Source organism: Streptomyces sp. NPDC025273 (assembly GCF_040638585.1).
Taxonomy (GTDB): Bacteria; Actinomycetota; Actinomycetes; order Streptomycetales; family Streptomycetaceae; genus Streptomyces; species Streptomyces cinereorectus.
In genome coordinates, this window is the sequence record NZ_JBEZYP010000023.1 from 14760 (window position 1) to 29515 (window position 14756).

General features: G+C 70.4%; 11 protein-coding genes, 2 tRNA genes and 1 other RNA gene. 10 read left to right on the top strand and 4 right to left on the bottom strand.

What is annotated here, in order from left to right:
- The first annotated feature begins 46 nt into the window (after nucleotides 1-46).
- The 4 genes from AB0F38_RS28045 (at nucleotide 47) to AB0F38_RS28060 (ending at nucleotide 2838) form a co-directional block, all read left to right on the top strand.
- Nucleotides 47-559 carry a hypothetical protein gene (locus AB0F38_RS28045; RefSeq protein WP_361899080.1) on the top strand — a complete coding sequence of 171 codons (513 nt, stop codon included), beginning with the start codon at nucleotides 47-49 and terminating at the stop codon, nucleotides 557-559.
- 177 nt (nucleotides 560-736) lie between these two features.
- The gene (locus AB0F38_RS28050) at nucleotides 737-1789 is read left to right on the top strand and encodes a hypothetical protein (RefSeq protein WP_361899083.1); all 1053 of its coding nucleotides are present in this window, start codon (nucleotides 737-739) and stop codon (nucleotides 1787-1789) included.
- A 37-nt stretch (nucleotides 1790-1826) separates the two neighbouring features.
- A complete protein-coding gene (locus tag AB0F38_RS28055) occupies nucleotides 1827-2240 on the top strand; it encodes a hypothetical protein (RefSeq protein WP_361899086.1) in 414 nt (137 codons plus the stop codon).
- A complete protein-coding gene (locus AB0F38_RS28060; RefSeq protein WP_361899089.1) occupies nucleotides 2233-2838 on the top strand; it encodes a hypothetical protein in 606 nt (201 codons plus the stop codon). Before AB0F38_RS28055 ends, AB0F38_RS28060 begins: the two co-directional genes overlap by 8 nt.
- Before the next feature lie 339 nt (nucleotides 2839-3177).
- Here the strand turns inward: AB0F38_RS28060 and AB0F38_RS28065 are convergent, their stop codons facing one another.
- From AB0F38_RS28065 to AB0F38_RS28075, 3 genes are all read right to left on the bottom strand, one after another.
- Nucleotides 3178-3903: a PaeR7I family type II restriction endonuclease gene (locus AB0F38_RS28065; protein ID WP_361899091.1), complete on the bottom strand. Its 726-nt coding sequence runs from the start codon at nucleotides 3901-3903 to the stop codon at nucleotides 3178-3180.
- An 11-nt stretch (nucleotides 3904-3914) separates the two neighbouring features.
- A complete protein-coding gene (locus AB0F38_RS28070) occupies nucleotides 3915-5591 on the bottom strand; it encodes an Eco57I restriction-modification methylase domain-containing protein (protein ID WP_361899094.1) in 1677 nt (558 codons plus the stop codon).
- Between the two features lie 311 nt (nucleotides 5592-5902).
- A tRNA-Ser gene (locus tag AB0F38_RS28075) sits at nucleotides 5903-5990 on the bottom strand.
- Between the two features lie 132 nt (nucleotides 5991-6122).
- Between AB0F38_RS28075 and ffs the strand changes: the two genes are divergently transcribed.
- The 6 genes from ffs to AB0F38_RS28105 all read left to right on the top strand — a co-directional run bounded on the left by ffs (nucleotide 6123) and on the right by AB0F38_RS28105 (nucleotide 14637).
- Nucleotides 6123-6219: signal recognition particle sRNA small type (gene ffs / locus AB0F38_RS28080), an RNA gene on the top strand.
- 80 nt (nucleotides 6220-6299) lie between these two features.
- Nucleotides 6300-8498, top strand: a complete 2199-nt coding sequence (locus AB0F38_RS28085) for a DNA polymerase III subunit gamma and tau (RefSeq protein WP_361899097.1) — start codon at nucleotides 6300-6302, stop codon at nucleotides 8496-8498.
- Nucleotides 8499-8576: 78 nt separating this feature from the next.
- Complete coding sequence (purD, locus tag AB0F38_RS28090; RefSeq protein ID WP_361899100.1) at nucleotides 8577-9830, top strand: phosphoribosylamine--glycine ligase; 1254 nt, start codon at nucleotides 8577-8579, stop codon at nucleotides 9828-9830.
- Nucleotides 9831-10177: 347 nt separating this feature from the next.
- Nucleotides 10178-11956 carry a hypothetical protein gene (locus AB0F38_RS28095; RefSeq protein WP_361899103.1) on the top strand — a complete coding sequence of 593 codons (1779 nt, stop codon included), beginning with the start codon at nucleotides 10178-10180 and terminating at the stop codon, nucleotides 11954-11956.
- Nucleotides 11957-12140: 184 nt separating this feature from the next.
- Nucleotides 12141-13604: a N,N-dimethylformamidase beta subunit family domain-containing protein gene (locus AB0F38_RS28100; RefSeq protein WP_361899106.1), complete on the top strand. Its 1464-nt coding sequence runs from the start codon at nucleotides 12141-12143 to the stop codon at nucleotides 13602-13604.
- A gap of 103 nt (nucleotides 13605-13707) precedes the next feature.
- Nucleotides 13708-14637: a phosphoribosylaminoimidazolesuccinocarboxamide synthase gene (locus tag AB0F38_RS28105; RefSeq protein WP_361899109.1), complete on the top strand. Its 930-nt coding sequence runs from the start codon at nucleotides 13708-13710 to the stop codon at nucleotides 14635-14637.
- Nucleotides 14638-14678: 41 nt separating this feature from the next.
- Here AB0F38_RS28105 and AB0F38_RS28110 read toward each other — a convergent pair.
- Nucleotides 14679-14754, bottom strand: a tRNA-Gly gene (locus AB0F38_RS28110).
- Nucleotides 14755-14756: the final 2 nt, after the last annotated feature.

Here is a 14756-nt window from a genome sequence, read left to right on the forward strand (position 1 = left end):
GCGCGGAAGAACGCGCTGCGAAGGAGAGCGATGGAGGCCCCACGGCATGAAGTACAAGAACGAAGCCGAGATCATGCGCGCGCTCGGGATCGACACCTGGAGGCATCTCTCCAAGGAGAAAGCGGTCAAGTTCGCGGCCATGATGCCTGACATGGACACCGAAGTGGCCATGAAGATCGTCGAACAGTTCCCCGAGTTCAGGAAGTTCGCCACGGATGCCTTCGGAGCCATTGAGAAGGCCCACGAGGCCACTCTCGCGGACGGCAGGCATAGCCTGGATCAGGTCTACCAGGCCCTCCGGGAGAACCGGGTGATCTTCGAGCGAGAACTCCACAGAGGCGACCTGACCTGGGAACAGAGGAAGCACCTCCTCGAACTCATCCAGGAAACGGCAAGACTTGCTTCTCAGAAGGACTCTGAGCACAAGCGGCACGTGGACGGTCTACTGAAGAAGGTCATGGTCGGTGTCGGTTCCGGGCTGGCTCTGGCTGTGGTTTTCGTCGGAGGCCGGATCCTTACCCAGGACAAGGAAGAACCCGATGACTCTGGGGAGTCGTGAGACCTGGCGGCGCCGGCCCTTGACCTCGGTGACCGTCTCATCGACCGGGCCGCGCTGGGCTGTGACTCCCGCTCAGAGCGGGGGCGTTGTCAGCGGCGTGCGTCAGACTCGGAGCACGGTACACGCCCGTGCCGGCTGTCTGTCCACGCACCGCACCCCCGCCCGCAAGGAACGGTCATGGCACATCTGCACAATCAGTTCGACGACCTGCTCACTCTGATCAACGTAGATCCCGACGTCCTCGCGGCGACGCGCGAACGTCTGGTGCTGGCCCGCAGGTTGGCCGAGCAGCACCCCGAGGGCCGTACGTCGTACAGCTCGGGTTCGATCCCCGTTCGCACCCACATTCAGCCGCACGCGGGAGCCGTCAGCGACGGGGACGGCGGGATCATCCTGGACCGTGTCCGGCACCCGGAGCTTGGTCCTGACGGCGAATGGGAGGCCCCGCACGCCGTCACCGACGAACTCGTCGCGTTCATCGGTCCGAAGCTCCGCGACCCGGGGCGCACCCCGTCTTATCCAAAAGCGCGAGTGTGCAAGTCCCGGCGGGGTCTCAAGATTCATTTCGGTGCTCCGGTTAACGGCACGGATGTCACGGTCGATCTCATCGTGGCGCTGCGCCGCCGCGATGGGCGCGGACTGTGGATCCCCGACCTGCAGCGGGCCCAGGGCTCCAAGAAGGCATGGAGTGCCAGCGACCCCCAAGGCCACGTGGAGCTGTTGACATCCGGCGCCGACGCCCTGCGGCGCACCCGGCGCCGCGCCATCCGCATCCTTAAGGCGTGGAATGCTCAGGCTACGAAGCCAGGCTTTTCCTCGCACCAACTCTCGGTATGGGCATATGAGTTCGTCGAGCCGCGAACGGGCCTCGTCGGCGCCGTCCACACGGTGCTGCGGGAGGCCGCCCTGCGCCTCCAGCGTGGCGAGCCGACCAAGGATCCGCGCTCCGTCTCGCCCGACCTCAAGCCGCTGATCCCTGATGCGGACGCGGAGCGGCGGCTGCGGGTCGCCGCCGACAAGCTCGCGAAGGCCATAGCCGACCCCGACGACATCGAGACGGTGGCGGAGGTCTTGGAGCAGCTCTTCCCCAAGACGATGCGTGAACGCGAGCGCGTCTTCTCCGCCGCCTCCACTCCCCTGAGCACCACCGCCAGCCTCGGTCTCGCCGGCGCGAGCGTGCTCCTTCCGAAGACGCGCTCGTGGAGAGAGGACGTGGCCGTTGAGCGGTGACCGGCGTCCCGCGCGCCGTCCTTGGTTCGCCCGTCCCATGGCCCGCGCCAAGCTGTTGACCGAGATGTGTTCAACGGGGCTCGACGTGCGCGAGGTGGAGAAGCCCGCCGACTTCGCGTCCGGTTTCACTGTCCACGTGCAGATCCTGCCCTCGCACAGTCTCCGCATCGTCTTCGCTCCCAGCGATCCGGCATTCCCCCGCGTCCACGCACGCGGACCTGACTGTCCCGCCCACCGCAACTCCGACGGCTCCCTTTGCCTCTGGTACCCGAAGGACGCCCCTTCGCGCCGCTGGACGCCCGGTGACGGCGGGCGGCTCCTCATCGCGATCATCGTCCGCCATCTGCGCTGGGAGTCCGCCTACCGCGCCACCAACATCTGGCCGGGCTTCGAAGCACCCCACGGCCACGGTTCGCCGGGCCTCGACGAACAGGACCAAATCATTGGCTGACGCGATCAAGGCATTCGGGCCCTACGCCGCCGTTTTCGCCGCACTCGTGACCGGCCTCGTCCTCGGCATCCAGGCGCGGATCATCCGCCGCGCCCAGCTGCGTGAACGGAAGCAGGAACTGTTCGCGAGCGCGTACGAAGCGAGCATCCAGTACGCGGAGATGGCCTACGCCGTGCGGCGCCGCCGCGCGGACGCCGCCGCCGAGGAGCGGGTCCGTCTGTCGGAGCAGCTGCGGGAGATCCAGTCCAGACTGACCTGGCACGAGGCGTGGGTCCGTTTTGAGGCTCCGGAGGTGGGAGCCGCGTATGACGAACTCGTCGCCCGTACGCGGACGGTGGCCGGGCAGAGCATGAAGGGTGCGTGGCGCTCGGCCCCAGCAGCGGACGACACGGCGATGGTGATCCCGACGTCGGTCATCGACCTGCGGGCGCTGGCGGATGTCCGCGAGCGATACATGGCCGCCGTAGAAGCGCACCTTCGCCCCCGAGGCCGCGCCCACCGCCTCCTCCCCCGCCCGCGCCGCGCCGTGCCATCCCCACCCGTGCCCGCTCCCCCGGCCGGTGGGACGGCCCCCGGTGCTCCCGGCGGCTCGCCGTAAGACGAAATACACGCACACCCCCGCCCCCGCCGGGACTGGCCCTGGACCCCCGTGATCACCGACGCCCTCGACAGGTTTGCACTCCTACCGAGCCCCGGGTGACCAGCAGGTCTCCCCGTTCCCACGAGAGCCCCTCACCACCCCGGAGCAGTGGAACCCGACGCCACCCCGAGACGACATTTGGGCCCCCGACCTGCCCGCGCTCTACCCACCACACAAAAACGGCCGACCGAGTCCGCCGATGGATCGTCACGCGAGATCGAGGTGAGGGGCCCTCGCCCCTGCGAAGGCGTCCGAACGCGGGGCCTCGACCAGATCGGTCGGGTCCGCTCGTCTTTCCTAGCCTGGAAGCCCGAGCTCCTTCAGATACGTGAGGCGGGCGTTTATGGCAGCGGAGAAGTGCCGCCAGTCAAGGCTGTTTACCAGTTCGACTGGCTTGGGGTCCTCGGCTGAGGACGTGACATAGCAAGCGGCGTCGTACAGCTGCTCGGCCACAAGGCGCTCGCAGAAGATCCCGAACCGGTCCTGATACGAGGTGCCGTGCCAGATTGAATCGGCAGGCAGCGCGCCCTTCGCGATGCTGACCGGCCTCCGAGAGCCGCTGCCGTCCTCCATGATGAAGAAGTAACCGAGCCAGGGCTTCTCCTGCGGATACAGCTCGGCCAAGGCGGCCCGTCGCAGATCCACCGCGCTGCCGAGTGCTTCCTCAACCCGGTTGTTGTAGTTGTTTCCGAACGACGGCCCACCGAGGGCCTTCAGCTCGAAAGCCGCAACCAGCACTCCCTCGTGGACCACCACGAGGTCCCACTGCTTCTGGGGGCGGTAGTAACCGGGGAGTTCCAGACCTTGTTTCTTGGTGACCCGGATGCTCTCGGGCGGGTAGCCGGCTTCGAGGAAGAACTTCGACAGGAGGATCGCGATCGCGTCGAAGTGCTTGCCACCGCGCACGGATCCGGCGGTGCCGGCGCCGACCGCGGCCTTGATCGCGGACTGCTCCCGCTGTAGCTGCTTGGCGCCCCAATAGGTCGCTATCGCGTCCTCGAAGTCCTGGCGGGTGACCGTCAAGATCCGCTCTCCTAGTCAGGAAGCTCGGCAAGTCCGTAGACGCGCAGGGCGGCCTCCGTAGCGGCCCTCACGTCTCGCTTGTCGAAAGCTGCCGCCAGGGCTTCTCGGTCGTGCTCGCTGATTGCTTCCGGGTCTGGGACCCGGATCTTGCGGAGGTACTGAGCCTGGAAGCGGAGGGTCCCCCCTCGCATCTTGACCGCGTACGCCTCCACGAATGCTTCCGCGACCTTGGAGAGTAGGAGACCACCCAGCACGCGCATGTCCCAGACGTCCGAGACGATGAAGTACAGGTTGTGGTGAGGGTACAGTCCGCCCTCGTCGAGTACCGGATGGATCGTCAGCTTCATGTCCGGGAGCAGCAGCTTGGGCCGCCGAGTCAGCGCGTGATCGACCTTGTCGATGGTCTTGTACCAGCGGTGTGGCTGCTTGACAGCCACGTAGCGCTTGCGCAACGCGGCTCCGTGTTCGTCGAGATACCTGGCAAGCCGGGGATACGTGGCGAGGTCGACCAGATCGCCGTTGGCCGTCCAGGGGTTGACCAGGTAGGTGCCGTTCCAGTTGAGCGTGCCGCTCGTGGTGTCGCGAACCATGGCCATCGGCAGGAGGCGGTCGTCTTCGATCAACGTGCCGTCGTCGGTGAGGAAGACCTTGTCCGCTCCGGTCGCGATGCCGATGCCGACTCGGGTACCGGACTTCTTGCTCTCAAGCAGGTGGAAGCGCTCTGTCAGTTCCTCGAGGACTGCCAGTCGTGCGGGTGAAGCACTCGGCCAGGAGTCCTCGTCCGGGAACCAATGCGGCATGCGAGCGGCCTGGAACGCTGGTGTCGTGACCGACTCTGTCCGGTCAGTCGCGTACCAGCGTGCGAAGGCGGTGGCCTCAGGAGCACCGAAGGCTCGCGTGGTGTCCGCTGCCACAGCGGTGCCTTGGGGCCGCTTGCTGATCAGCGTGATGGCGGGGTACGCGGAGACCTGGTCGTCGAAGGCGTCCGCATCGTGCATGACCAGGGCCAGGTCCATGCTGAAGCTCTTGGTCACCAGATGGCGCAACTGCCGACCGTACTGATTGCGCATCCAACGGTCCGCGCAGATGAAGCCCAGCTGTCCGCCTGCCCCGAGACTTCGAAGGGCGACTTCGAAGAAGCCCACGTAGATGTCTGCGCGGCCGCCCATTGTGGGACACGCGTGACGATAGACGGCCATCCTGTCCGCCGGGACGTCCTCCAGGCGGATGTATGGCGGGTTACCGACTACGTAGTCCGCGTGCTGGGTCCCTTCGGGCTGGAGTAGGTAGTCACCCTGCTCGATCCAGGCCGCTGCCACCTGCTGGGCATCTGTGGGGTTCCAGCCGTCGTCGACCAAGTGCTGCTCGACGACTTCGCGGCTTCTGCGGACGTTGCGCTCCAGCAGATCGAGCGCACGCACGGCATGGCTTGCGTCACTGATGGGACGGTTCTGCTCGCGGCAGGATGCGCTGATCCGCGAAGCCACCGCTCCTAGAAAGGCTCCTGACCCGCAGGCGGGCTCCACGAGCTTCAGGTCGCAGAGGGCTTTGTCAGAGGTATATCCCACGAGGTCGAGGATCAGATCGACGACCCAACGCCGCGTGAACACCTCGCCGTGCTCCACGGCCTCCTCGGGGACTGAGGGGAGGGTGTGGAGGGCGGTGTCGAAGAACAGGGGAGTGGCCACGTCTTGACACTACTAGGCAGGATTTCGGCCAGGAGAGTTATCCACAGGGGCGCTCGCGCTCGGGTGATCTGTTCCGTCTGCGGAGTATGAGGCTCGTGGGCCTCGTGGGATCGGCATCCGCTCGTACTCATGATCAACGAGAGCGAGCTCTGGCTCGTCTGCCTTGAGGGGGTGCACGGCGGAGGAGAGCCGACCAGCAACCGAGCCGACGCGTCACCTCGCGCCAACTGAGACCAAAACTGAGACCACACACGTCGAAGGCCCCCGCTGCAAGCAGCGGGGGCCTTCGACGTATTGCCCGGTGAGAGCAATGGCGGAGGATACGAGATTCGAACTCGTGAGGGGTTGCCCCCAACACGCTTTCCAAGCGTGCGCCCTAGGCCACTAGGCGAATCCTCCGCCGCAAACAATACAAGACGTTGGGGAGTGCTCGCGAACACGTTCCCCGCAGATCGTTCCGGGGAGCCCTCGGGGCCGGCCCGGGAGGCCGGGTGGGTGGACTTCGGGGGGCGGGGATCGGTTAAGGTGGGCATCAGCCCCTCACGTGGCGCTATCTGACTGAACTCCCCCAGGGCCGGAAGGCAGCAAGGGTAGGTCGGCTCTGACGGGTGCGTGGGGGGCCCTTGCGTGCCCGGGGTGTGTCCGTCCCGCCGGGCGCTGCGCCCGGGGCGGGGCCGGTTGTCGGTCCACCCCGATAACCTCGTAGGTGTGTCGTCCCTTGCGCTGTACCGCCGCTATCGCCCCGAGTCCTTCGCCGAGGTCATCGGTCAGGAGCATGTCACTGACCCGCTGCAGCAGGCCCTGCGGAACAACCGGGTCAATCACGCGTACCTGTTCAGCGGGCCGCGCGGCTGCGGCAAGACGACCAGCGCGCGCATCCTCGCCCGCTGTCTGAACTGCGAACAGGGGCCCACGCCGACGCCGTGCGGGCAGTGCCAGTCCTGCCAGGACCTGGCGCGCAACGGGCCGGGTTCCATCGATGTGATCGAGATCGACGCCGCGTCGCACGGTGGCGTGGACGATGCCCGTGACCTGCGGGAGAAGGCGTTCTTCGGGCCCGCTTCGAGCCGGTACAAGATCTACATCATCGACGAGGCCCACATGGTCACCCCGGCGGGGTTCAACGCCCTGCTGAAGGTGGTCGAGGAGCCGCCGGAGCACCTCAAGTTCATCTTCGCGACCACGGAGCCCGAGAAGGTCATCGGCACGATCCGGTCGCGCACGCACCACTACCCGTTCCGGCTGGTTCCTCCGGGGACGCTGCGCGGTTACCTCGCCGAGGTGTGCGGCAAGGAGAACAGCTTCGTCGAGGACGGTGTGCTGCCGCTCGTCGTGCGGGCGGGTGCCGGATCCGTGCGTGACTCGATGTCCGTCATGGACCAGCTGCTGGCCGGCGCGGGCGACGACGGTGTGACATACGCCATGGCGACCTCGCTCCTCGGATACACGGACGGGACCCTGCTGGACGCCATCGTGGACGCCTTCGCGGCGGGCGACGGGGCGGCGGCCTTCGAGGTCGTGAACCAGATCATCGAGGGCGGCAACGACCCCCGGCGTTTCGTCGCCGACCTGTTGGAGCGGCTGCGCGACCTGGTGATCCTGGCCGCCGTGCCGGATGCCGGGGAGAAGGGGCTCATCGACGCTCCCGCCGATGTGGTCGAGCGGATGCAGGCACAGGCGGCCGTCTTCGGTGCCGCGGAGCTGAGCCGTGCGGCCGATCTGGTCAACGAGGGGCTCACGGAGATGCGCGGGGCGACCTCGCCGCGGCTCCAGGTGGAGCTGATCTGCGCCCGGGTGCTGCTGCCCGCTGCCTTCGACGACGAGCGTTCGCTCCAGGCCCGGCTGGACCGGCTGGAGCGGGGCGCGTCCTTCACGGCGGCCGGGGCGGGCCCTGCCCTGGGCTACGTACCGGGGCCCGAGGCTCACGCCTCCGGCGCCGGGGCCGTCTCCGGGCCGACCGCCGCCCGCGCGGCGGTACGGGGCGAGGCCGTCGGCGTACCGCAGGCCGCTCCCATGCCCCGGGAAGCACCGGCTGCCGCGCATCCGGTCCAGCAGTCGGCCGTCCAGCACCCCCAGGTGCAGCAGCCTGCCGCCGAAGCGCCTGCCGCGGCCCAGCGCCCCGGCGCCTGGCCCGCCGCGAGCGGGGCCGGCAGCGGGGGTGAGGCGGCGCGCAGGCCCGGTGGCTGGCCCGCCGCGTCCGCGCCCGGCAGTACGCCGCCCCCGCAGGCCCCCGCCCCCGCCCCGGCCGCGGCTCCTGCTCGGGCCGCGGCCCCCGCGCCCGTCGCACCCGCCGCCGGCGGGCAGGACATGGCGCAGGGCGCGGCGCAGGTGCGGAACATGTGGCCGGACATCCTGGAGGCCGTGAAGAACCGCCGCCGGTTCACCTGGATCCTGCTCAGCCAGAACGCCCAGGTCACCGGTTTCGACGGCGCCACCCTTCAGATCGGTTTCCTCAACGCGGGTGCTCGCGACACCTTCGCGAGCAGCGGCAGCGAGGAGGTGCTGAAGCAGGCCCTCGCCGAGCAGTTCAACGCCAAGTGGCGGGTCGACGCCGTCGTCGACCCGTCGGGCGGCGCCGGCCAGCCCGCACACACCGGTGGCGGCGGACGCCCGTCCGCCCCTGCCCCGTACCAGCCCGCGCCCGTCCCGCAGGCACCGTCGTACGAGCCCCGGCCCGCCGCCCAGCAGCCCCCGCCGGCCGCCCAGCAGCCCCCGGCCCAGCAGTCCGGCAGGCCCGAGCCGACGGGGTACGACCGGACCGCCCCCGAGCCGCCGCACCCGGTGGCACCGGAGGACGACACCGCGGAGGCGGACGATCCGGATCTCGTCGACTCCGCGCTCTCGGGGCACGACCTGATCGTCCGTGAGCTGGGAGCCACGGTCGTCGAGGAGTTCACCAACGAGTAGGGGAGCCGTGCGTGGGGACGCCGTCCACGGAGCGGCGCCCGTCGAGGCCGCCACGTCCCGGCGGTTAGGCTGCACCTCGTGAAGGTCCTCGTCATCGGCGGCGGCGCCCGCGAACACGCCCTGTGCCGCTCTCTTTCCCTCGACCCCGATGTCACCGCTCTGTACTGCGCCCCCGGCAACGCCGGGATCGCGGAGGTGGCCGAACTGCACCCGGTCGACGCGCTCGACGGCGACGCCGTCGCGCGCCTCGCGACCGAGCTGGGCGCCGAGCTGGTGGTCGTCGGCCCGGAGGCACCGCTTGTCGCCGGTGTCGCCGACGCCGTGCGCGCGGCCGGCATCCCCTGCTTCGGTCCCTCGGGCGAGGCAGCCCGGCTGGAGGGCTCCAAGGCGTTCGCCAAGGACGTCATGGCCGCTGCCAACGTCCCGACAGCCCGTAGCTACGTCTGCACGACACCCGCCGAGATCGACGAGGCCCTCGACGCGTTCGGTGCCCCGTACGTGGTCAAGGACGACGGCCTCGCGGCCGGCAAGGGTGTCGTCGTCACCGACGACCTCGAAGCCGCCCGCGACCACGCGCTGGCCTGCGACCGTGTGGTCATCGAGGAGTTCCTCGACGGGCCCGAGGTGAGCCTCTTCGCGATCACCGACGGCACGACGGTGCTGCCGCTGCAGCCCGCCCAGGACTTCAAGCGCGCCCTGGACGGCGACGAGGGTCCGAACACCGGTGGCATGGGCGCGTACTCCCCGCTTCCGTGGGCCGACCCGAAGCTGGTCGACGAGGTCATGCAGACCGTCCTCCAGCCGACGGTCGACGAGCTCCGCCGCCGCGGCACGCCCTTCTCGGGACTGCTGTACGCGGGCCTCGCGATCACCTCGCGCGGCGTACGGGTCATCGAGTTCAACGCCCGTTTCGGTGACCCGGAGACCCAGGTGGTCCTGGCCCGGCTGAAGACCCCGCTGGCTGGGATCCTGCTCGGCTCCGCCGACGGCACCCTGGACCTCCTGCCGCCGCTGAACTGGCGCGACGACGCCGCGGTCACCGTCGTCATCGCCTCGCACAACTACCCCGCGACCCCCCGGACGGGTGACCCGATCGAGGGCCTCCAGGACGTGGTGGCGCAGGATGCGCCGCATGCGTTCGTCCTGCACGCCGGGACCCGGCAGGACGGTGACGCGGTGGTCAGCGCCGGGGGCCGCGTGCTCTCCGTCACCGCGACCGGCAAGGACCTGCGGCAGGCCCGTGAGCGCGCCTACACGGCTGTCGGCCGGATCCGGCTCGACGGCTCCCAGCACCGCACGGACATCGCCCGTAAGGCCGCCGAGGAGGCCTGAGCGCCGGTCGTGCTCCGCCGTATCCGTGCCCGGCACCTCCCTCCGAGGTGCCGGGCACGGCGCTGTCCCAGGCCTCCGAGATGCCCGGACGGGCACCGGTCCGGGCTGGATGAACCGGCGCCGTCCGTACGACGGAACCCCTCGGGACCGGCGCGTCAGCAGCTTTGCCCAAAGCCATTCCATCGGGTGACGACTCGGCCATCCGGATGACCTCCGCCGAGGTCCCAACTAGGGTGCGGCGCAGGCGTTCCGGCACTTGGCCCACCGGCATTGCGATGTCGGTGGCTGGTGCCACAGTGGGGGAGTGACCAACACCGTCGCGGGGGCAGAGGGGGTGACGTCCGGCCGTGTCCGCTACCGGTTCGGTTGAGGAGCTGGGTGCGCTGTCGGCGCGTGCCCGTGCCCTGGCCCTGCTGCGCGTCCGCAGCAGGGCCAGGGCCGTGGCCGTCCTGCCCGCCGCCGCAGCCGTCGTGCTGCTGGTCGCGGAGGCACAGGGCCGGCTCGGCGGCGGCGCGTGGGACACGGTGCGCTGGGCGGTGACGGTCTGCGCGGTCGTGGTGCTGCTGCTCGCCGCGACGGTCACCGTCGCGGTGGCGCGGGCGCGGCCCGCGGTCAGCCCGACGGTTCCCCTCACCGAGGAGGCGGCCCCCGATCTCTACCGGCTGGTCCGGGAGCTGGCCGACCGGCTCGACGTCCCGGCGCCGTCGGCCATAGCGCTGACCCCGGACTGCGACAGCTGGCTGGAGGACCGTACGCATCCCGCGGCCCAGCCGAAGGCGACCGGCCTGGCCAAGGGGCTGACGGGCGGCAGGCGCGGACGGCGGGTGACGGCCGCGCCCGTGCTGGTCATCGGCTCGCCCTTCCTGTGGTGGATGCGGGTCGCCGAGCTGCGGGCCGTGCTCGCCCCGGTCGTCGCGGGCACGGGGCCGTCCGCGCACCCGGACATAGCCGCCGCCCGCCGCTTCGTACGCGGCCTCGACGCCGTGGTCGCCGATGCCTCCGCGCAGGGCCAGGGGATCCTGCGCCGCTTTCCGTCGGCCTTCGCGGGGTCGGTCGCCAGGCTCCTGCTGCGCGGTTGTCGCGGTCACGCGGCCGAGATGGAGCGCTGCGTCGCCGCAGCGGCCTCGGCGCGCGCCCAAGGAGTGGACTACGGACTGCGGATCGTCGCCCAGGAACAGGTCGGCCTCGCGTACGCGGGCTGGGACCGGCTGCTGACCAGGGTCGCCCTGCCCGCCTGGCGGATGGGCCGCTGGCCCTCCCGGCTCGACGCGGGCGTCGTCTCCGCCCTCACGGAGCTCTCCCGGCGCGACCGGCTGGCCGAGGGCTTCGCCTCCCGGCTGGGGGAGCGGCCCGCCTGCGATCTCCTGGAGGAGCCGGGCGCGGCCGACGAGGCGGCCTCGCTGCTGGCCGCGCGGCTCTTCCACGGCGGCCCGGCGGAGACCGGCCCCGGCTGGTCCCCGGTCGACTGGCAGCAGTATCCGGAGGAGGTCGTCGACCGGAAGTGGCGCACCGAGGCCGCCCGTCTCCACCGCGTGCTCGACACCATGGGCGTGGCCACCGGCGTGTCCGTGGGAGCGACCCGTCCGGGCGCACCGGCGGCCGACGGCCCCGCGGTGCCCACGCTGGCCCGCGTCATCGACCACCTCACCACCCCTGGCGGCAACAGCGAGGAGCTCGCGGCCGGAATCGGCGCCGCAGTGGCCCGTGACGCGGCGGGGGCGGCCCCACAGCTCCGCACGGACGCCAAGGGCACCAAGGACGCCAAGGGCAGCGCGGAAGACAAGGGCGGCGAGGGCGTCAGGAGCGGCGCAGCGGTCGCCGCCGACGCCCTCGACGTCTGGGGGCCCGTCCCGCTCCCGCTCTTTCCGCTCCAGCCACCCCGTACGGGCACGGAGCTGCTCGCCGACCACGTCGTGGCGATGGTCTGCTGCGCGGCCGTGGACACGGCGGGAGCGGTCCCCGGTCTCGACTGGCTCGACGGCCCCGCGCTGCTGGTCGGCGGCGGGCGCAGATCGGACCTGGGCGGTCCCGTTCTCAGCCTCGTCGAGGACGGCGACGCGGAACCGCTGCGGTCCTGGCTCTCCTCCGTCGGCGTCCGGGCGGACAAACCCGTACGTCTGGTCTGAACGGCCGTGCGTCCATCCGAACCCTGAGATGTCCGCCGTACGCCGCCTTTAGCCGGAAGAATGACTTCCGTTCACGCCAATTCGCGACGAACGGTGACGGAGCGCATGCGTGATGTGATGTGCTGGGGCCTGGCGCCGGCCTCCGGCGCGGCAGCGTTGTCCGGGGGCGTGGGAGGGGAGCGGTATGGGGGCGGACCAGATCAGGCGATGGGAATCGGGTGCCCTCGCGCATGCCGTGAGCGACCCCTTCGGGCAGGGCCCGCTGCCCTGGCTGCGGGGCAGCGAGAACTACTTCGACGACACCGGCCAGATCGTCCCCTGGTACGCCGATCCCGGTCTGGGCCGCGGCGGGGCGGGCGGCGGCACCCGTACGGCCGACGACGTGCACCGGCAGATCAAGGGCTTCGTGTCACCCGGTGCGGCGGCTCCCGGCGAGGCGATCGACTTCCACATCACCGTGGACCCGCCCCAGCAGTTCTCCGTCGACGTCTACCGCATCGGGCATTACGCGGGCGACGGCGCCGCCAAGATCACCACGAGCCCGCGCCTCTCCGGCATCGTCCAGCCGACGCCGCTCCTCGCCGAGCGGACCGTCTCCTGCCACCACTGGTGGCTCTCCTGGCGCCTGCAGATCCCCAGCTACTGGTCGGTCGGCGCGTACGTCGCCGTTCTCACCACCGCAGACGGGTACCGCTCGCACATCCCCTTCACGGTCCGCGACGACCATCCGGCGGACCTGCTTCTCCTGCTCCCCGACATCACGTGGCAGGCGTACAACCTCTATCCGGAGGACGGCCGCACCGGCGCCAGCCTCTACCACGCATGGGACGAGCAGGGCCGGCTGCTGGGCGAGGAGGACGCCGCCTCCACCCTCTCCTTCGACCGTCCCTACGCGGGCGCTGGCCTGCCCCTCCACGTCGGCCACGCCTACGACTTCATCCGCTGGGCCGAGCGCTACGGCTACGACCTCGCGTACGCCGACGCCCGCGATCTCCACGCGGGCCGTGTGGACCCCGGCCGCTACCGGGGCCTGGTCTTCCCCGGCCACGACGAGTACTGGTCGGTGCCCATGCGCCGGACCACGGAGCTCGCCCGCGACACCGGCACCTCCCTCGTCTTCCTCTCCGCGAACACCATGTACTGGCAGGTCGGCCTGTCCCCCTCCCCCTCCGGGGTTCCCGACCGCCTCCTCACCTGCCGCAAGCGCAGCGGCCCGGGCAGGTCCGCGCTGTGGCGCGAGGTCGACCGCGCCGAGCAGCAACTGCTCGGCATCCAGTACGCGGGCCGGGTCCCCGAACCGCATCCGCTGGTCGTACGGAACGCCGGACACTGGCTCTGGGAGGCCACCGGAGCGGGGGAGGGCGACGAGCTCGACGGGCTGGTCGCCGGCGAGGCCGACCGCTACTTCCCGCGGACGACGCTGCCCGAGCACGAGAACCGCATACTGCTCGCGCACTCGCCCTACCGGGACGGCGACGGCACCACCCGGCACCAGGAGACCTCGCTCTACCGCGCCCCGTCCGGCGCGCTCGTCTTCGCCTCGGGCACCTTCGCCTGGTCCCCGGCCCTGGACCGCCCCGGCCATGTCGACGCCCGGATCCAGCGGGCCACGGCCAATCTGCTCGACCGGATCTGCAAGCGCGACTGAGCAGCGCGACCGAGCGGCGGTGCTGAGGCGACCCCTGTCGGCGCCGCACCTTCGCATGCGGGACAATCGGACCGACTCCTGGATCAACCTACGCGGAGGCAGCGTGTCCGGTTTCGTAGAAAAGCCCGAGCCCGTGCGGGTGCCGGGGCTCACCCATCTGCACACCGGCAAGGTGCGCGACCTGTACAGGAACGAGGCGGGCGACCTCGTGATGGTCGCCAGCGACCGTATCTCCGCGTACGACTGGGTCCTGCCGACCGAGATCCCGGACAAGGGCAGGGTGCTCACCCAGATGTCGCTGTGGTGGTTCGACCAGCTCGCCGATCTGGTCCCCAACCACGTGCTCTCGACGGAGCTCCCGGCCGGGGCGCCCGCCGACTGGGCCGGCCGCACCCTGATCTGCCGTTCGCTGCGCATGGTCCAGGTCGAGTGCGTGGCGCGCGGCTATCTGACCGGTTCCGGGCTGACCGAGTACAACGCGACCCGCACGGTCTGCGGTCTCGGTCTTCCCGAGGGCCTCGTCGACGGCTCGGAGCTCCCGGGGCCGATCTTCACCCCGGCCACGAAGGCCGCGGTCGGCGATCACGACGAGAACGTGTCGTACGAGGAGGTCGCCCGCGAGGTGGGACCCGAGACGGCGTCCCTGCTGCGCCGGACGACGCTGGACGTCTACGGCCGTGCCCGGGACATCGCCCGTGGGCGCGGGATCATCCTGGCCGACACGAAGTTCGAGTTCGGCTTCGCGCCCACCGCGGACGGCGGCGAGGAGCTGATCATCGCGGACGAGGTGCTGACCCCGGACTCCTCGCGCTTCTGGCCCGCGGCGACGTGGGAGCCGGGCAAGCCGCAGCCCTCGTACGACAAGCAGTTCGTACGCGACTGGCTGACCTCGCCCGCATCCGGCTGGGACCGCCACAGCGAGCAGCCGCCCCCGGCGCTGCCGCAGGAGATCGTCGACGCGACCCGGGCCAAGTACCTGGACGCGTACGAGCTTCTGACCGGCACCGGCTGGCCGGCCGGACGGCAGGCATAACGGAAGAAGGCCCCGGTCACGAGGACCGGGGCCTTCTTGCATGGAGCGAACGACGAGGTTCGAACTCGCGACCTCAACCTTGGCAAGGTTGCGCTCTACCAGCTGAGCTACGTTCGCAT

What these genes read in the sequence shown, in the direction of transcription:
- AB0F38_RS28045 (WP_361899080.1), top strand. Translation starts at nt 47, where the DNA reads ATGAAGTACAAGAACGAAGCCGAGATCATGCGCGCGCTCGGGATCGAC.
- AB0F38_RS28050 (WP_361899083.1), top strand. Translation starts at nt 737, where the DNA reads ATGGCACATCTGCACAATCAGTTCGACGACCTGCTCACTCTGATCAAC.
- AB0F38_RS28055 (WP_361899086.1), top strand. Translation starts at nt 1,827, where the DNA reads ATGGCCCGCGCCAAGCTGTTGACCGAGATGTGTTCAACGGGGCTCGAC.
- AB0F38_RS28100 (WP_361899106.1), top strand. Translation starts at nt 12,141, where the DNA reads ATGGGGGCGGACCAGATCAGGCGATGGGAATCGGGTGCCCTCGCGCAT.